The following is a 17,964-nucleotide window of genomic DNA, read 5'->3' as shown; positions in this document are numbered from 1 at the left end:
GGTCGCGGCCGCCGCTGGCTGCGCCGGAGCCGGGCGCGAAGCCGGAGCGGCACGACCGCCGGCCTCCGCCGTCCGCCGCTGCTCGGCCGCCTGCGGCTGAACCACGTCGACCGCACGGTTCGAGCGGGCGACGAGGGCCGAGAGCTCGTTCAGCGCCTTGATCTGATCGGAGACCACGCGGCGCATCTCGCCGGTGGCGTCCTGGGTCTCCTGCGGCAGCTCCAGCACGCCGCGGGCGAGGTCGGCGCGGGTGGCGTCGAGCTCGGTCCGGATCGCCCCTGCCATCTCGCGCATGCCGGCGACCGATTCACCGAAGCGGGTCTGTGCCTCCGCGAAGACGGTGCGCATCTCGGCCGAGGCGGCGGCGATGGCGGCGCGGACGGACTCGGCGGTCTTCTCGCCCTCCGCGTCGGCTCCGGTCCGGAGGCCGTCGAAGGCCTCCGACACACGGGCGCCGGCGGCGCCGGCCGACTGCGTGAGGCTTTCGCCGACGGCGCGAGCGCGCTCCTCGGCGGCGCGCAGAGAACGCTCGATCGCCTCGGCGAAGGCCGCGGTCTGGCTCTCCAACGAAGCCGAGCGCTCCTGCAGGCCGGCCAGAGCCGTCTCCATCGCTTCCTCGCGGCCCGACAGGCTGGCGGCGAGCCGGCCCTCGACGCCCTCGAGCGACCCGGCGGCGCGGCCGAGCTCGGCCACATGGGTGCGGGACTGCTCGGCCAGGGCTCGGCTGCGGCCGTCGAGGGCCTCGGCCAAGCTCGTGGCCTCGCGCACGGCCCCTTCGGCGACGCCGCGCAGGGCCTCGACCTGGGCCGAGACGCCCTCGCTCGCCGTCCCGGTCTGCGCCGCGACCTCCTGCAGCGCCTCCTGGATCTGCTGGACGCGGTTGGCGAGGCTGCCCTCGATCGCGCCGAGATTGGCATCGGCACCGGCGACGAGATCCATGAGGGCCGCGTTCGCCGCCTCGATCCGGGCGACCACGCTGCCGAGGTCGCGCCGCAGGCGGTCGTTGACCTCGGACAGGCCTGCGATGGAGCGGGCCGCACCGTTCTCGACCGCGGCGCGCAGCGCTTCGGCCGATTCGCGCGATTGCAGGGTCAGCGCCTCGGTGCGCTCGCGCAGCGCCTCGATCAGGGGCTCGCCGGTCTCGGCGAGCGCCCGCTCGATCGCGGTGCCGCGCTCGGCCAGGGCGCCGGAGAGCTGCAGCACCGGTCCGTCGATCACCGCCCGCAGGCGGTCGATATGGCCCTTCATGGTGTCCGCGACCGTGCGGCCGGTCCCGTCGACGCGCTCGACCAGGGCGCCGCCGCCCTCCTCGATGCCGCGGACGATGGTCTCGGCGCTCTGCGCGAGGCGGCGTGCCAGGGCCTCGCCGCGGGAATCCACCAGCGTGCCGAGCGCGTCGGCGCGGCGTTCGAAGCCGGCGGACAGGGCCTCGGTCCGCTCGTCGAGCAGCGCCGCCATCGCGGCGTTGCGCTCGTCGAGGGTCGCCCCGAGCGCCGCCGTGTGGGCGTCGGCCAAAGCCGCGTGGCTGCGGGCGCGCTCGTCGAGCGCTGCCACGAGGGACGCCATCCGCTCCTCGACGAGGCCGGCGAAGGCGTCGTGGCGGTCGTCGAAGGCCGTGGCGAGCGCGTCGCCGCGCGAGGCCACCAGGGTGGCGAAGGTCTTCATCCGGCTGTCGATGCGCTGGGTGAAGGCCTCGCTGCGGCCGTCGACGCTGACGGTGAGGGCCGTGCCCTGCGCCTCGACGGTCTTGGCGAAGGCATCGGTCCGCGCTTGCAGCAGGTCGGCGAGGTCGGCCATCCGGGCGTCGAAGGCCTCGGTGATCGCCCGGGTGCGGGCCTCGACGTCGCCGCCCAGGGCCGAGGTGCGGCTTTCGAGTAGGTGCTCGATCGTGCCGGTCGCCTCGTCGAAGAGGGCGCGCAGGCCGTCGGTGCGGGCCGCAACCATCCGGGCGAAGTGCTCGGCACGATCCTCGACGGCGCTGCCCAGCGCGTGGCCGCTCTCGTCGAACAGGGAGCGCAGGGTCTGCGTCCGGGTGTCGACGGTCTCGGCCAGCTGCCGCCCGCGGCTCTCGACCAGGCCTTCGAGGGCGTCGTGCGCTTCGGCGAAGGCGGTGCGCAGGGCGGACGTGCGCTCGTCCAGCGCCTCGGTGAGCTGGCGCTCGCGGGCGTCGACGAGCTGCGCCAGCGCGGCCGGCGCCTCGTCGAACACCGCGCGCAGCGTCGCGACGCGGGCGTCCACGTTCGTGGCCAGGTGATCGCCGCGGCCTTCGACCACCGCATCGAGGGCGGCATGCGCCTGCTCGAACAGGGCGCGCAGCATCTGCGCCCGGGCGTCCACGGTCTTGGCGAACTGTGTCCCGCGGCCGTCGACGAGGTCCGCCAGCGCATGCAGGCGCTCGTCGAACAGGGTTCCCATCGCCTGGGTCCGGTCGTCGAGGGTGCTCGTGGCGTGGCCGAGCGTGGTCGCGATGGTCTCGACCAACTCGCGGCCGCGGCTGTCGAGGGCGTCGTGGAGCGGGCCCATGCGGCTGTCGAGGCTCGACGACAGGGTCGTGGCGTGCTCGTCGAGCAGGAGGCGGATCTGGTTTGTGCGGGCGTCGAGCAGGTCGTGGACCGTGCGCACGCCCTCGTCGAGCAGGCCGCTGATGTCCGAGGTGCGGGACGAGAGGGTGCGCCCGAGGCGCCCCTCGCCGTCGCCCAGCATGCGCTCCGCGTCGGCGATGGTCTGCTGCAGCTTGGCCAGCACGCTCTCGCCGCGCTGGTCGATGACCTCGCCGAGCGAGGTGCCGCCGCGGTCGAACAGGCGGGCCAGCTCGGTGATGCGGCCGCCGATGGCGCCGAACACCATGCGGCCCTTGTCGTCGAGCTCATTCGACATCGCGGCGGTGCGCTCGTCGATGAGCTGGCCGAGCAGGTCCGAGCGCTCGGCGAAGGCGCGCCGTACCGTCTCGGTCTGGGTCGCGAGCGCCGCGTCGGCGCTGGTCGCCCGCTCCTCGATCAGGGCGACGAGTTCCTGGACGCGGCCGGCGAGCGCGGCGTCGATGCCGCCGGTCCGCTCCTCGATCGCGCGGGTGAGGTCGGCGACGCGCGCGGCCATCGCCGCGTCGATGCCGCTGGTGCGGCTCTCGATCGTCTCCACGAGGTCGCGGGTCCGGCTGCCGAGTTCCTCGTCAACCGCGCGGGTGCGGCTCTCGATCAGGCGGATCGCCTCGAAGGCCTGGGCACCGAAGCGCTCGTCGACCAGGCGGCTGCGCTCCTCCAGCGCCGCGCCGATCGCCTCGAGGCGGCCGAGCACGCCGGTGTCGAACCGTCCGGCCCCCTCGTCGAGGCGGCGGGCGATCTCCTCGCTGCGGAGCGCGAGGGCGTCGCTGATGGCGACCGCGCGGGACGCGATGTCCTGGCCCAGGCCCTCGGTCCGGCTGTCCAGCGCCTGCACGAGGTCGCGGCTGCCCTCGGCCATGATCCGCGCCATCTCGCCGGTGCGGCCGACCAGGGCCTCGTTCAGCGCCGTCGCGCGGGTGCCGAGATGCCCGTCGATGTGGGTAACGAGGTTGGCGAAGGTCTCGCCGATCTCGCTGGAGCGCTTCGCCGAGCGCTCTTCCAGCGCGCCGAGATGGGTCTCGACCGCGTCCTGCGCGTCGCGGGTGCGTTCGGCGATGGATTCGGCGACCGCCTTGCCCTTCACGGAAATGATCCGGTCCATCTCGGCCAGGCTGCCACCCATGGTCTCGCCGAGCGTGCTCGTGTCGCGGGAGATCTTGTCGGCGAGGATGTCGCCGCGGGCGATGATGTCCTGCAGGGCGGCGAGCCGGCTGCCGATGGTCTCGTCGATCGCCTTGACCCGCACGTCGGCGGTCTCGCCGAAGCTGGCGCCGCTCTGGTGGAGGGCGTCGGCGACGCGCGCGCCCTGCGTCGCGACCGCGAGGACGATGTCGCGTCCGGTCCCGGCGATCCGCGCCTGGGTCTCCTCGGCATGGCTGGCGAGGAGGTCGGTGACGCCGCGGCCGTGCTCGCCGAAGGCCGCCTCGATCGTGCGCATCCGGGCGGACAGCTCCTCGGCGACCTGATCGGCGGCGCGGGCGATGGCGCCTGTGGTCTCGTTCGAGCGCGTCGCGAATTCGGCGTTGAGCGAGCCCATCGCAGTGCGCAGAGCCTCGATCGCCGCCTCGGCACGGCTGCCGAGCTCGCCCCCGGTCTCCTCCGAGGCGGCGCGGATCCGGCCGAGCAGGCCTGTCATGTGCGTCTCGACGGCACCTGTCACCTCGCCGGAGGTCGCGCGCAGCGCGTCCATCGCGGCGTCGACGCGGGCGGCCATCTCGGCGGTCTGGGTCGCGGTGGCGCCGTGCGCGGCGGTCGCCGCAAGGCCGATCGCCTCGGCGGCCTCGGCGCTGCGGGCCGCGAGGTCGGCGGCGGTGTCGGCCAGGCGACGCTCGAAGATCTGAACGGCCTCGACGGTGCGGGCCTCGAGCTCGCCGGTGGCGCCGGCGGCCGAGCGGCGCATCGCCTGCGCCGCCTCGGCACCGGTCGCGCCGATCGAGACCGTGGTCTCCTCCGCCGAGCGGCGGAAGCTGTCCACGGCCTCGGCGGTGCGCGCCGCGATCTCGGCCGAGAGGGTCGCGATGGTCTCGCGGAGCGAACCGGTGGCGCCCGAGGCGCCGTGGGCGAAGGTGTCGCCGAGGTTGGCGAAGGCGGCCTGCAGGCTGGAGGCGGCCTCCTGCGAGCGCTGGGCCACGAGGCTGCCGGCGCGCTCGCCCGCCGCGTCGAGGCGGGTCTCCAGGTCGCCGCCGTGGAGGGTGATGGTTTCGTGCAGGCGCCCGGCGATCGCCTCGATGCGGTCGGCGACGCCGCCGCCGCCTGTGGTGACCGCCTCCGCGACCCGCTCGGCGGTGCCGATGAGGTCGTCGCGGACGGCGGCGGCGCGCGACGCGAAGGTCTCGATGACCCCCGCGGCGGCGAGCGCCAGCCCGGCCTGGGCGTCGCGGCCGCGCGCCTCGATCGACGCGGCGACGCCGTCGCCGGCGGTCTCGATCTCAGTGCGGAGCGCGGCGCCGCGGCCGGCGATGTCGTCGGACAGGGCGGTGCCGGTGGCCGCGAAGTGCGCGCGCAGGGCGTCGCCGGTCTCGGCGAAGCGAGCGGTGATCTCGCCGCCGGTCTGGGTGAAGCGCTCGGCGAGCGCATCGCCGCGGCTGAGGAACGTGGTCTCCAGGCTTCCCGCCGAGCGCTCGAAGCTCTCGCGCACCGTCGCGCCCTGGCGGTCGAGGGCGTCGATCACGCCGGCACCGGTCTCGGCGAGCGAGCGTGCGACCTGGCTGGCGTTCTCGGCCAGCCGCTCGGTCAGCGCGCCGCCGGTGCTCTCGAACACCCGGGTCACGTCGGCCGCGCGAGTCTCGAACGACCGCGTCAGCGTCTCGCCGACCTCCGCGATCGAGCCGCGCACGCCTTCGCTGGTGGCGGCGAGCCGCGCGATCAGCTCGTCGCCGCGTCCCGACATCACGCCGACGACGCGGTCGCCGGCCTCGCCCAGCGACGTCGTGATGGCGTCGCCGCGCGCGTCGAGCGCGCCGGTGACGCGCTCGCCGGCGCCGGTCATCGCCGTGACGATGCGCTCGGCCGCGCCCTCCAGCTCCTGCGTCAGGCTCTGGTGCGAGCCGGTGATCGCGCCACGCACGCGTTCGGCGTTGGCGACGATGGACTCGCGCTGCGCCACGAGCTCGTCGACGAGGGAGCGGATGCGGATCTCGTTGTCGGAATAGGCGCGTTCCAGGGTCGCGATCTCGCCGCGGACCAGGGTTTCCAGCTCGCCGGCCCGGGCCAGGGCCCGCTCGACGCCGTCGCCGACCGCCGCGACCTCGCGGCGGACGGTCTGCGACATCGTCAGCACCGCGTCGGTGGAGAAGCTCTCGGGCTCGGCCAGGCGGATCGCGACCTCTCCGACGGCGCGCGCCACGAGGCGCATCTCCTGGGCCCGCACGGCCAGCATGCCGGTGATCAGGAACAGCACCACCGGCCCGACCAGCGCGGCGGCGCCGACCGTGGCCTGCAGCGCGGTGAGGCCGGTCAGAAATCCCTTCAGGTCGCCGCCGGACTGATTCCAGGCCAGCAGCGCGAGTCCGTTGACCCATAGGAACGCCGCCAGCGCGGCCAGGATGTAGGGAGTCCGCGCCGGGCGCACGCGCAGCGTCTGCTGCAGGATTCCAATGTTGCGCCGGTCGTCGTTGGCCACCAGCGAGCGGTCGGGCGGAAGCAGGCCGCCTTCGCGATGCGCGCGCTCCCGGCCAGGCGGCGGCACGTCGGAGGCGAGCGGCGGATCGAGGTCGAGGCGCGGCGGGCTCAGGCGCCCGCCCTGCTCCTGCAGCGGGTCGCCGTCGCCGACATCGGGCAGGCGCGGCTCGGTCCGGGTCTCGGCCTCGGGCGTCAGGACCTCGAGGTTCAGCGCCTGCTCGATCGCAGAGAGCGCCGCCTCGGCCGGGTCCTTCAGCTTCTTTTCGGTGGCCATGCAACGCCTCGTTACGCGATCTCGCGACCGCCGGCGAGAGCCGGTGGCGGAGACACAACTACCCGTTTACCAAGTCAATTTAGACCCCGCCGGCCCCCCCGGATACCCGATCGGGGACCCCGCTTCGGAATTCCTTAACGGAATGGTTACCAAGGCGGAGCGGACCTGGCGGACAGGCCGCCAACCCATGATGCAGCAAGGATGATCCGGTGGCGACCGTTTTGCGGCGCGCCCTGTGGACAGCCGGGATGCAGATCCGAGGAAGCCCGACCGTGGACGCCATCGACCGTGCGCATCTCGACGCACAGACGTTCGGAGACGCGGATCTGGCCGCCGAGCTCCTCGGCCTGTTCGCGGAGCAGTGCCTGCGGATCCTGCCGCGCCTGTCCGATGCGGCGCTGCCGGGGCAGGACCGTGCCGATCTCGCCCACACCCTGAAGGGCTCCGCCGCCTCGGTCGGCGCCGGGCGCGTGCGCGATCTCGCCGCCGCCGCCGAGTCGGCGCTGCGCGGGGGCGGCGACGGCGCAGACGCGGTGGCTGCCCTCGGACCGGCGGTCGCGGCCGTGCTCGCGGAGATCGCCGGCTGATCCTGAGCGGTCGACATCTGCGGCATAAGCGGTTCGGGTTGCAGGGGAGGGGAACACGCCGCGGCTTGCCGCGTAGCTTGCAGCGACAAACCCATCCCTCAGGTGTCCGCCGACGCGTCACAACGTTCGCGTGCTTGCAATCCGCGTCATGCCCCGCCAAGCAGGCCCGGCGCTCGCCGGACATTTGCCCGCCCGATCCACGAGCCCGGAGTTACGGATGCCCAAGATCACCTACGTCGATCATGCCGGAACGGCGAGGACCGTCGAGGGCAGCGTCGGCGCCACCGTCATGGAGACGGCGTTGCGCAACAACGTGCCGGGGATCGACGCGGAGTGCGGCGGCGCCTGCGCCTGCGCCACCTGCCACGTCTACGTGGCCGACGATTGGGCCGAGGCGGTCGGGCCGGCCGAGGACATGGAGCAGGACATGCTCGATTTCGCTTCCGACGTGAAGGCGACGTCCCGGCTCTCGTGCCAGATCCGCATCAAGCCCGAGTTCGACGGGCTCACGGTGACGACGCCGGCCCGCCAGGGCTGAGCGATCGGGTTCAACGCAGCAGCGCCCGCATCGCCCCGTCGAGGCCTTCCAGCGTCAGCGGGAACATGCGGTTGGAGAACAGCCGCCGCATCATCGCGATCGATTGCGTGTAGCCCCATTGCGGCGCCGGCACCGGGTTGAGCCACACCGCCTTCGGAAAGTGCGCGAGCACCCGCTGGACCCAAGCCGCGCCGGGCTCCTCGTTCCAGTGCTCCACCGATCCGCCGGGCGCCGCGATCTCGTAGGGGCTCATCGAGGCGTCGCCGACGAACACCACGCGGTAGTCCGACGGATAGGTGCGGATCACGTCGACGAGCCGCGTCGCCGCGTCGTGGCGGCGGCGGTTCTCGGTCCACACCGCCTCGTAGGGGCAGTTGTGGAAGTAGAAGTGCGCGAAGTGCTTGAACTCCGAGCGCGCGGCCGAGAACAGCTCCTCGACCTGCTCGACGTGCCAATCCATCGAGCCCCCGACGTCGAGAAACAGCAACACCTTCACCGCGTTGCGCCGCTCCGGCCGCAGGCGCACGTCGATGTAGCCCTGGCGGGCGCTCTCGCGGATCGTGCCATCGAGGTCGAGCTCGTCGGCCGCCCCGGTGCGGGCGAAGCGGCGCAGCCGCCGCAGGGCCAGCCGCATCGTGCGGGTCCCGAGCTCGACGGTGTCGTCGAGATCCTTGAACTCGCGCTTGTCCCAGACCTTCACCGCGCGGAAGTTGCGGTTGCCGTCCTGGCCGATGCGGATGCCCTCCGGGTTGTAGCCGTAGGCGCCGAAGGGCGAGGTGCCGCCGGTGCCGATCCACTTGGAGCCGCCCTGGTGGCGCTCCTTCTGCTCGGCGAGCCGCTGCTTCAGGTTCTCGAACAGCTTGTCCCAGCCGAGCGCCTTCATCTCCGCCTTCTCGGCATCGGTGAGGTACTTTTCGGCGAGCTTGCGCAGCCATTCCTCCGGAATCGCGGTGGGCGCCACAGCCTCGCCGACGGTTTCCAGGCCCTTGAAGACCGACCCGAACACCCGGTCGAACCGGTCGAGATGGCCCTCATCCTTCACCAGGGCCGTACGGGCGAGAAAGTAGAACTCCTCGACCCGCTTCTCGGCGAGGTCGCGCTCGAGCGCGCCCAGCAGGACTAGGTACTCGCGCAGGGAGACGGGGACGCGCGCCTCGCGCAGCGCTGTGAAGAACTGAAGCAGCATCGCTCGATAACGCGCCGCGGCGGGCATCGGGTCAAGCGCCGGTCGCGATCACCTGAAGGGCGGTGCGGCGGGACGATGGGCTCCGGCAGGCCAGGATTCCTGGGTACAAGTCCTCATTCCTGTTGATATCCCGTCGAGTCGGGCTCGCACGGTCACGCAAACAGTCATCGGAATCGATCATCTCGGATGCATCGAGTCCAGCCGGGCGTGGCGAGAGTCAACATGCCCGGAATCAGGAGGTCTGCGATGGCAGTCATCCTACGCAACATGTCCGAATTCAAGCGGTTTCTCGGGAAGCCGGGCGCGATGATTCAGGTCGTTCGCAACACCTTCATGGATCGCCAGCCCGAGGCGGCCCGCGCGGCCTACCGCGACAAGGGCATGTACCTGCCGCGCACGGTCCAGGCGATCTCGCGCAAGGCGGCGGTGTTCGCGCTGAAGGGGCATCCGGGAACGGTCTGGCTGTACTGGGACAAGGGCGCCCGCGGCTGGCGCTTCAACGGCGACACCGTGACGGTGCCGCTCTCGATGGGGCTCGGACCGCCCGACGAGATCGTCTACCGCTGCAGCTTCGCAGAGGGGCTCGAGCCGGCCCGCGCGGTCCGGGCGGCCAAGCCGGAGGCGCGCGACTGGCACGGCGAGGCGATGCCGAACCTGATCTGACCGCAGGCGCGCGGCGTCCGCGCCCGGCTCAGGCGCGCCGCACCACCGGAGCGGGCTCGTCCTTGGGAGGCGCCTCGCGCGGCGCCTCGTGCGCCTTGCCGACGGTGCGTCGCGCCCGGAAGACCGGGCGGGTGTCGGTCTCCTTGCGCTTGAGCATCGCGCGGTACTCGTCGCGGCGCTCGTGGATCGAGGCGATGACGAGGCCCATCGGCACGCCGACATCCACCAGCACCGCCTCCGACAGCTGAAGCGAGGCCTCGATCGTCTCCGGCACCGCGTCGTCGACGCCGAGCTCGTAGAGCGCGGTCGCGTGCTTGGCGTCGCGGGCGCGCGCGACGATGGTCAGGTCCGCCCGCTCGGCGCGGGCGGCCATCACCACCGCCTCGACCGCGTGCGGGTTGTCGAGGGTCACCACCAGCGCCCGCGCGGTGGCGATGTCGCAGCGGCGCAGCAGGTCGGTGTTCGAGGAATCGCCGAAATAGACCGGCTTGCCGAGCCGGCGCTGCTCGGCGACGCGGGCGGCGTCCGCGTCGAGGGCGAGGTAGGGGATCTTGTGGCGGGCCAGCATCTCGCCGACCTGCCGACCGACCCGGCCGTAGCCGGCGACGATGACCCGGTCTTGCTGCTTGTCCGGCGGCGGGTCGGCCCGCACCCGCCCGGCTTGGTTCTTCGAGGCGCGCTTCCCGATCCGCCGGCCGAGCGCCGCGAGGCCCGGGATCATGATCATTGTCACGGTGGTGACGATCAGCGCCGCGCCCCCGACCGGCTCCGGCACCAGTCCGCCGGCCATTGCCCCGCCGATCAGCACGAAGGCGAACTCGCCGCCCGGCCCGAGCAGCATCGCGGTCTCCAGGGCGACGGCGCGGGAGAGCTTGAGCGCGGGCGCCGCCATCACCACGACCGCCGCCTTGATGAACAGCAGCGCGAAGGCGAGCCCGAGGATCGCGCCGGGCGCCGCCAGCAGCTGCGCGGGATCGAGGTTCATCCCCACGGAGACGAAGAACACCCCGAGCAGGAGCCCCTTGAACGGATCGATCGTGGCCTCGATCGCCCGGCGGTACTCGGTCTCGGCGAGCAGCAGCCCGGCGACGAAGGCGCCCAGCGTCATCGACAGGCCCGAGGCGGCCGCCGTCAGGGCGGTCGCGACGATGACGAGCAGGCAGGCCGCCATGAACAGCTCGGCCGACTTCGTGCGCGCCACGAGGTGGAACAGCGGCCGAAGCGCGAGGCGGCCGGCGACCACGATCAGCACCAAAGCGATCGCCGCCTGGGCCAGAGCCAGAGCCAGCGCGCCGCCCATGTCGGCGCCGTCGCTGCGGCCCGACACCGCGATCGCGAACAGGACCGGCGCCACGGCAAGGTCCTGGAACAGCAGCACCGCGAAGCTCGCGCGCCCGGCCGGCGTGTTGAGCCGCCGCTGCTCGGCCAGCACCGGCAGCACCACGGCGGTGGAGGACAGCGCCAGCGCGATGCCGACGATCACCGCGCCCGCCAGCGGTACCTTCAGCCCGAACAGGATCGAGCCGATCACCAGGGCCGAGCAGATCACCTGGATCGAGCCGAGGCCGAAAACCAGGCGCCGCAGCGTGCGCAGCCGCTCCCAGGACAGCTCGACGCCGATCATGAACATCAGGAAGATCACGCCGAACTCGGCCAGATGCGCGATCTCGGTGCGGTTGCCGATCGTGAACAGCGAGACCCAGTGGAACTGGTCGGCGAAGCGGCCGAGCCCGAACGGCCCGAGGAGCGCGCCGGCGCCGATGAAGCCCAGCACCGGGCTGATGCGCAGCCGATGGAACAGCGGCACCACCACGCCCGCGGTGACGAGGAACAGGATCGCTTCCTTGTAGGAGCCGGCATGGACGTCGGGCATCGGCGGTCGGTTCGAACCTCTTGGTCGGGTGGCGCTGCTTTGGGTCGCCGCGATCATGCGAGGTGGGCGTCGCGCGAGCAACCTCGAAACGCCGCCGCGGCGCGATTGGACGGCCGCCCCGCCCGAATTCGCGATTTCGAAGTGAGGCATTTGCGCCACCCCGGATGCGGTTCCGGTGGATGGCCGCCATGCGGCCCAAATTCGGCACAATGCCCGCTTAGCGAAAACGATTAACGAACGGTTACGCTCAACCGCGCGTCGCATACGATCCGAGCTTAGAGAGCCCCATGCGAAAGATGCCCCCGAGCCGGGAGGTCCAGCGCGAGCGCCGTGCCTGGGCCATCGAGTCCGACAGGTGGACGCACGAGCGCCATGTCGAGAAGGGCTATCGCATCAAGTGGGGCTACGTCGCGATCGCCTACCTCGTCGAGTTCATGGTCATCGGCGCCTCGCTCTGGGGCGCCTGGCTGTTCGCGGCGGTCTACAGCGACGGCGACAACCACGCCTTCTACTTCATGCTGCTGGCGCCGCTGGTCTACGCCGCGGTCGAGCTGTGCCGCGTGCCGCTGGGTATCCTGGCGCGGACGCAGCGCTCGTACTTCATTCGGGCGCTCGCGGTCGTTGGCATCATCTTCGCCGCCGGCGTGACGACGAAGTCGGTCTCGCAGCTCGGCGAGATGATGTTCCATCCCCGCCTGATGGAGGCCTCCAAGACCAAGACCGCGCTCAAGGACGCGCAGGCCGATCGGAGCACCATCGACAACCGCATCGCCTCGGCCGACGCCCGGGTCGCACAGTACACGACCGAGCTCGACCAGATCGAGAAGCGCGCCGCCGACAACGCGGCGCAGCTCTCGGCGCTGCCGGCGCAGCGCTGCGAGAAGGTGTTCGGCACCAACAGCCGCGGCGTGCGCTACCAGAACCTGAAATGCGTCACCGACCCGCGCACCGCCACGCTCTCGTCGAGCGTCGCCAAGGCCTCCGCCGATCGCGGCGTGCTGACCAAAGACCTGGAAGAGGCGCGCAAGGCCCGTGCGCAGCTCGACCGCGGCGCCGCCGAGCGCAAGGTCGCAGACGCCGAGCAGGCCTACCGCAACGCCGTGAACCGCTCGCAGCTGCACTCCTTCACGGCGATGGTCTACGGCGTCGACCCGATCGACGTGTCCGAGCAGCAGGTGCACGCCTTCCTGCGCATCTTCGTGTTCCTGCCGGCCCTCTGCGCCGCCTTCGCCTCGACGATCCTGGCGCTCTGCGCTGTCTCGGTGCGCAAGACCTTCATGGACGAGGACGACCTCGGCGCCGCCGTGAACCCGGAGGCGACCCCCTACATGCTGGAATCGATCACCGAGGCGCTGAAGCAGAACCTCGAGCCGGTGCTGCCGCGGCAGAACCGCGAGGCGGCGACGGGCGCGGTGATCCCGATCAACCGCCCGGCCACGGGGATCGCCCCGGGGATCGCGGCCGCGAACCAGCCGAACCTTCCGGCCGCCAGCGCGGGAGCGGGCGCATGAGCTACGTCGCGCAGGGGTCGCCGGAGAACATCGCGCTCGCGCAGCAGGTCAACGGCCGGCTGCGGGCGGAATCCCGCATCGTCTTCGCCCGCGCCTTCCTGTTCCGGGCGGCCGGCGCGGGGATCTTCACCGCGCTGGCCGGCATCGGCATCGGCGCGGCGGCCTACGGCTGGGCCACGATGAACCAGTTCGACACCGCCGCCGAGAAGATCGCCGCCGCGATGCAGGCGGCGCTCTCCGACGTCACGCTCAAGACCAAGGGCGAGGTGACGCTGACCGACAACGTGCTGAAGCTCGAAGGCGGGCTGCCGAAGGCCGCCGGCGCCCCGACGCCGACGAAGGCGCAGCTCGGGGCCGACGCGGCGCCGGCTTCGAAGGCGATCGTCAACACCACCTTCACCGTGTTCAAGCAGGTGCCCTATCTCGACGGGCAGATCGTGACCGGCTGGAACTTCAAGGACAGCGCCGAACAGCCCTACCAGCAGTACTGCTACTTCTCCCGGCGGTCCAACGAGTCGAAGGGCCAGGTGGAGATCAAGATCGATCTCGCGATGGACGGTAAAACCCTACCGCAACCGCAAAAATCGGACGTGAATCTTGCGATCCTCGCCTCGAACTGCGTCTGGCACGACGGCAAGTCGCTGTAACGCAGGCCGACACGACGCCATCGCACGAAAAAACGGGTCCGAGGAAACGCTTCCCTAACCGCTCGCGCGCCAGGATGCGTCTGCACGAACGTGCGTGCAGACGTGATCCGAGTACCGCCGATGGACGACCTTCTGCGCGAGTTTCTGACTGAGAGCGGCGAGCATCTCGACACCGTCGACACGGAACTCGTCCGGTTCGAGCAGGATCCGAACAACGAGACGATCCTCCGGAATATCTTCCGCCTCGTGCACACCATCAAGGGAACCTGCGGCTTCCTCGGCCTGCCGCGGCTGGAAGCGCTGGCGCATGCCGCCGAGACCCTGATGGGTCGCTTCCGCGACGGTCTCGCGGTGACCAGCCCGGCCGTCAGCCTGATCCTCGCGACGCTCGATCGCCTGAAGCTCATCCTCGCCGACCTTGAAGCCACTGGGACCGAGCCCGCGGGCAGCGACGCAGACCTGATCGAGGCGCTGGAGCGCATGTCGCTCGGCACGCCCGAGGCCGCCGCAGCTCCCGAGCCCAAGATCGCCGAGCCCAAGCTCCCGGAGCCCAAGACTCCGGAGCCGAAGCTGCCCGAGATCGTCGTGCGCGAGAGCAAGCCCGGCGAGGTCTCGCTCGAGGACCTCGAAGCCGCGTTCCTCGCGGCCCCCGGCCCCGACGATGCCCCCTCCGCCTGGATGCCCGAGCCGGCGCCGATCGCTCAGGCACCGGTCGCCCCGGCTCCGATCGCACAGGCACCGGCGGCCCCCGTGCAGGAAGCTCCGGCCCCGGTCGCGAAGGCCCCGGTGTCGGGCGATGCGCCCGCCGAGGCCCCCGAGGGCGGCCTGGCCAAGATGCAGACCATCCGGGTGAACGTCGACACCCTCGAGCACCTGATGACGATGGTGTCCGAGCTGGTGCTGACCCGCAACCAGCTCCTCGAGATCGCGCGCAAGCACGAGGATTCGAGCTACAAGGTCCCGCTGCAGCGGCTCTCCCATGTCACGGCCGAGCTGCAGGAAGGCGTCATGAAGACGCGCATGCAGCCGATCGGCAACGCCTGGCAGAAGCTGCCGCGGGTGGTGCGCGACCTGTCGAGCGAGCTCGGCAAGCAGATCGACCTGGTGATGCTCGGCGCCGAGACCGAGCTCGACCGGCAGGTCCTCGAGGTCATCAAGGACCCGCTGACCCACATGGTCCGGAACTCGGCCGACCACGGCCTCGAATCGACCATGCAGCGGATCTCGGCCGGCAAGCCGGCCCGCGGCTCGATCCGCCTCTCGGCCTACCATGAGGGCGGGACCATCACGATCGAGATCGCCGACGACGGCAAGGGCCTCGATCTCGTCGCGATCCGGAAGAAGGCCGTGGAGCGCGGGATCGCGACCCAGGCCGACGTCGAGCGCATGACCGACGCGCAGGTCGCCAAGTTCATCTTCGACGCCGGGTTCTCCACCGCGGCCGCCGTCACCTCCGTGTCCGGCCGCGGCGTCGGCATGGACGTGGTGAAGACCAACATCGAGACCATCGGCGGCGTGATCGACATCGCCACGCAGAAGGGCGTCGGCACCACCTTCACCATCAAGATCCCGCTGACGCTGGCGATCGTCGCCGCCCTCATCGTCCGGGCCGGCGAGAGCCGCTTCGCGGTGCCGCAGCTCGCGGTGCTCGAGCTGGTGCGGGTCGACGCCACCGCGCCGCAGCGGATCGAGCGCATCAACGACGCGCCGGTGCTGCGCCTTCGCGAGCGGCTGCTGCCGATCGTGACCCTCAAGGGCCTGCTCGGCCAGGACGACACCGGGACCGAGACCGGCTTCGTGGTGGTGGCCCAGGTCGGGCGCCAGCGCTTCGGCATCCTCGTCGACGAGGTCTTCCATACGGAGGAGATCGTCGTGAAGCCGATGTCCTCGAAGCTGCGCCACATCCCGCTGTTCGCCGGCAACACCATCCTCGGCGACGGCGCCGTGGTGCTGATCGTCGACCCGAACGGCATCGCGCGGCAGGTCAGCCAGGGCGCGCAGGGCGGCGGCCCGATCGAGGCCGAGGCCGAGGCGGCCGAGCTCGGCGACCCGAAGACCACGCTCCTCGTGTTTAAGGGCGGCGCCGGCAGCTTCAAGGCGGTTCCGCTGTCGCTCGTCACGCGGCTGGAGGAGATCGACGCCGGCAAGGTCGAATGGCTCGGCGGCCGTCCGCTGATCCAGTATCGCGGCCGGCTGATGCCGCTGGTCCCGGCCGACGAGGCCATCGCGATCCGCACCGAGGGGACGCAGGCGCTGGTGGTGTTCTCCGACGGCGACCGGGCGATGGGCCTCGTGGTCGACGAGATCGTCGACATCGTCGAGGAGCGCCTCGACATCGAGATCGCGGCCGAGCGTTCGGACCTGATCGGGTCGGCGGTGCTGCGCGGCCGCGCCACCGACATCATCAACATCGCCCACTTCCTGCCGCTGGCCTACGACGACTGGGCGCGCGGCGCGAAGGCGGCCTCGGCGAAGACCGCCACGCTGCTGCTCGTGGACGATTCGGCCTTCTTCCGCGACATGCTGAGCCCGGTGCTGAAGGCCGCCGGCTACCGCGTCGTCACGGCGCCCGGTGCCGAGGAGGCGCTCGCCATCCTCCAGGCGGATGCGCGGATCAGCGTCGTGGTGACCGATCTGGAGATGCCGGGCCGCAGCGGCTTCGATCTCGTCGGCGCGATGCGGGCGGGCGACCCGCGGGTCGCCGGCCTGCCCGTGATCGGCCTCACCGGCACCATCGGGGCCGATGCGGTCGAGCGGGCCCGCACCCTCGCAATCAGCGACCTCGTGGCGAAGTTCGACCGCAGCGGCCTCGTCGCGGCGCTCGCCGAGCTCGATGCCGCGCCGAACGCGGCGCTCCGCGCCCACGCCGCCTGAGACCGGCCCGTCCCGACGGTGCCGCGCCGATCCCGGCGCGAACCGACCATCCTGGTTTGACGGCGCCGCGACGCCGGGGAGACACCACCATGCAGGCTGCCAACAGCAACGCCACGGAGGCGGGAACGACCCAGGACTTCGTGACCGTCTTCGTCGGCGACACGATGTTCGGGCTCGCCATCGACCGGGTGCACGACGTGTTCATCCCGGCCGGCGTCACGCCGGTGCCGTTGAGCCCGCCCGAGATCGTCGGCCTGCTGAACCTGCGCGGACGCGTCGTCACCGCGATCTGCCTGCGCCGCAGGCTCGGCCTTCCGGCGGCCGAAGGTGCGGCGCGCATGGCGATCGGCCTGGAGCAGGGCGGCGAGACCTTCGCCCTCGTGGTCGACGGCGTCGGCGAGGTGCTGAAGCTCGGCGTCGAGACGCACGAGCCGGTGCCGATCAACCTGGATGCCCGCTGGCGCGACCTCGCCCTCGGCGTCCATCGCCTCGACGGCCGGCTGCTCGTCATCCTCGACGTCAACGCGCTGCTGGTCTTCGCGTCCGAACGCGCCGGCGCGACCGCAGCGTGACGTCGCCGACAGCAAAGAGCCGAGAGGGCAAGACGCCGTGACCATCGCTTCAGCCGAAACCCGCACCTGCCTCGTGGTCGACGATTCCGCCGTGATCCGGAAGGTGGCGCGGCGGATCATCGAGACGCTCGGCTTCGACGTCTCGGAAGCCGAGGACGGCAGCGACGCCCTGCTGCGCTGCGCCGAGGCGATGCCCCAGGTCATCCTGCTCGACTGGAACATGCCGAACATGGACGGCTACGCCTTCCTCCAGGCCCTGCGCCAGCGGCCCGACGGCAACGGCCCGAAGATCCTGTTCTGCACGACCGAGAACGACGTCGGCGCCATCGCCCGGGCCCTCCGGGCGGGCGCGGACGAGTACATCATGAAGCCGTTCGACCGCGACATCCTGACGGCCAAGCTCGAGCAGGTCGGCGTCGTCCAGGCCGCGGCCTGACGCAGGCCCGATCCGGCTGCCCGCGTCGGCTCGGTCGAGCCGGCTGGACCGCGACGTCGAACGACCCCCACTCCCCCATCGTCATTGGGATGCCGAACCCATGCTGGCCGCCAACCCGAGCCTCGCGCCCAAGCCGTGGGCGACCGCGTCCGTGCCGATCAAGGTGCTGATCGCCGACGACTCGGCCGTGGTGCGCGGGCTCGTCGCGCGCTGGATCGGCGAGGCCGGCTTCACCGTCGTCGGCACCGCCTCGAACGGCCGCATCGCCGTGGAGATGATGACGCGGCACGATCCGGACGTGGTGCTGCTCGACATCGACATGCCCGAGCTCGACGGCACCGAGGCGCTGCCGCGCATGCTCGCGGCCAGCCCGACCGTGCAGGTCGTGATGATGTCGACGCTGACGACGCGCAACGCCGACATCTCGCTCAAGTGCCTCGCCCTCGGCGCGGTCGACTATCTCGCCAAGCCCGAGAGCAACCGCGGCGTCACCACCTCCGACGCCTTCCGCGCCGACCTCGTGGAGCGGGTGCGGCTGTTCGGCGCCGCCCGCGCCCGCCGCCGCGGCTCGGCGCCGGCCCC

At 71.7% G+C, this 17,964-nt stretch carries 12 protein-coding genes; 9 read left to right on the top strand and 3 right to left on the bottom strand.

Translation table 11 applies throughout. The annotated features are described in order from the left end of the window. A partial coding sequence (locus FV227_RS22915) for a hypothetical protein (protein WP_147859991.1) occupies window positions 1–6,495 on the bottom strand: 6,495 nt, incomplete at its 3' end. A gap of 248 nt (window positions 6,496–6,743) precedes the next feature. On the opposite strand from FV227_RS22915, the gene FV227_RS22910 reads away from it, so the two are divergent. Beyond that, window positions 6,744–7,082 carry an Hpt domain-containing protein gene (locus FV227_RS22910; RefSeq protein WP_147726983.1) on the top strand — a complete coding sequence of 113 codons (339 nt, stop codon included), beginning with the start codon at window positions 6,744–6,746 and terminating at the stop codon, window positions 7,080–7,082. A 217-nt stretch (window positions 7,083–7,299) separates the two neighbouring features. Then, window positions 7,300–7,620 carry a 2Fe-2S iron-sulfur cluster-binding protein gene (locus FV227_RS22905; protein WP_147726980.1) on the top strand — a complete coding sequence of 107 codons (321 nt, stop codon included), beginning with the start codon at window positions 7,300–7,302 and terminating at the stop codon, window positions 7,618–7,620. A 10-nt stretch (window positions 7,621–7,630) separates the two neighbouring features. Here FV227_RS22905 and FV227_RS22900 read toward each other — a convergent pair whose 3' ends face one another. Next, complete coding sequence (locus FV227_RS22900; protein WP_147859990.1) at window positions 7,631–8,806, bottom strand: VWA domain-containing protein; 1,176 nt, start codon at window positions 8,804–8,806, stop codon at window positions 7,631–7,633. A 246-nt stretch (window positions 8,807–9,052) separates the two neighbouring features. Here FV227_RS22900 and FV227_RS22895 point away from each other — a divergent pair, with 246 nt between their 5' ends. Then, complete coding sequence (locus FV227_RS22895) at window positions 9,053–9,469, top strand: hypothetical protein (protein WP_147726978.1); 417 nt, start codon at window positions 9,053–9,055, stop codon at window positions 9,467–9,469. Window positions 9,470–9,497: 28 nt separating this feature from the next. Here the strand turns inward: FV227_RS22895 and FV227_RS22890 are convergent, their stop codons facing one another. Then, on the bottom strand, window positions 9,498–11,342 hold the full coding sequence (locus tag FV227_RS22890) for a cation:proton antiporter (protein ID WP_147859989.1): 1,845 nt from the start codon (window positions 11,340–11,342) through the stop codon (window positions 9,498–9,500). Between the two features lie 287 nt (window positions 11,343–11,629). On the opposite strand from FV227_RS22890, the gene FV227_RS22885 reads away from it, so the two are divergent. The 6 genes from FV227_RS22885 to FV227_RS22860 form a co-directional block, all read left to right on the top strand. After that, window positions 11,630–12,853, top strand: a complete 1,224-nt coding sequence (locus FV227_RS22885) for an ATPase (RefSeq protein ID WP_147726976.1) — start codon at window positions 11,630–11,632, stop codon at window positions 12,851–12,853. Beyond that, entirely contained in the window at window positions 12,850–13,500 is a 651-nt protein-coding gene (locus tag FV227_RS22880; RefSeq protein ID WP_147859988.1) for a hypothetical protein, read from the top strand. The genes FV227_RS22885 and FV227_RS22880 overlap by 4 nt, the downstream gene beginning before the upstream one ends. 120 nt (window positions 13,501–13,620) lie before the next feature. Then, window positions 13,621–16,374 (top strand): hybrid sensor histidine kinase/response regulator, encoded by a 2,754-nt coding sequence (locus FV227_RS22875; RefSeq protein WP_147859987.1) that lies wholly within the window; start codon window positions 13,621–13,623, stop codon window positions 16,372–16,374. A gap of 89 nt (window positions 16,375–16,463) precedes the next feature. Continuing rightward, window positions 16,464–16,946: a chemotaxis protein CheW gene (locus FV227_RS22870; protein ID WP_147726973.1), complete on the top strand. Its 483-nt coding sequence runs from the start codon at window positions 16,464–16,466 to the stop codon at window positions 16,944–16,946. Window positions 16,947–16,989: 43 nt separating this feature from the next. Beyond that, the gene (locus FV227_RS22865; protein ID WP_147726982.1) at window positions 16,990–17,382 is read left to right on the top strand and encodes a response regulator; all 393 of its coding nucleotides are present in this window, start codon (window positions 16,990–16,992) and stop codon (window positions 17,380–17,382) included. Between the two features lie 103 nt (window positions 17,383–17,485). After that, window positions 17,486–17,964, top strand: a 479-nt coding sequence (locus FV227_RS22860; RefSeq protein WP_187274911.1) for a response regulator, incomplete at its 3' end; no start/stop codon positions are given.

This window comes from Methylobacterium sp. WL119 (genome assembly GCF_008039875.1).
GTDB lineage: Bacteria > Pseudomonadota > Alphaproteobacteria > Rhizobiales > Beijerinckiaceae > Methylobacterium.
The sequence above is the reverse complement of the archived record's forward strand: the minus strand, read 5'-3'. Positions and strand labels throughout refer to the sequence as shown.

What these genes read in the sequence shown, in the direction of transcription:
- FV227_RS22910 (WP_147726983.1), top strand. Translation starts at nt 6,744, where the DNA reads ATGCAGATCCGAGGAAGCCCGACCGTGGACGCCATCGACCGTGCGCAT.
- FV227_RS22905 (WP_147726980.1), top strand. Translation starts at nt 7,300, where the DNA reads ATGCCCAAGATCACCTACGTCGATCATGCCGGAACGGCGAGGACCGTC.
- FV227_RS22900 (WP_147859990.1), bottom strand. Translation starts at nt 8,806, where the DNA reads ATGCTGCTTCAGTTCTTCACAGCGCTGCGCGAGGCGCGCGTCCCCGTC.
- FV227_RS22895 (WP_147726978.1), top strand. Translation starts at nt 9,053, where the DNA reads ATGGCAGTCATCCTACGCAACATGTCCGAATTCAAGCGGTTTCTCGGG.
- FV227_RS22890 (WP_147859989.1), bottom strand. Translation starts at nt 11,342, where the DNA reads ATGCCCGACGTCCATGCCGGCTCCTACAAGGAAGCGATCCTGTTCCTC.
- FV227_RS22885 (WP_147726976.1), top strand. Translation starts at nt 11,630, where the DNA reads ATGCGAAAGATGCCCCCGAGCCGGGAGGTCCAGCGCGAGCGCCGTGCC.
- FV227_RS22880 (WP_147859988.1), top strand. Translation starts at nt 12,850, where the DNA reads ATGAGCTACGTCGCGCAGGGGTCGCCGGAGAACATCGCGCTCGCGCAG.
- FV227_RS22875 (WP_147859987.1), top strand. Translation starts at nt 13,621, where the DNA reads ATGGACGACCTTCTGCGCGAGTTTCTGACTGAGAGCGGCGAGCATCTC.
- FV227_RS22870 (WP_147726973.1), top strand. Translation starts at nt 16,464, where the DNA reads ATGCAGGCTGCCAACAGCAACGCCACGGAGGCGGGAACGACCCAGGAC.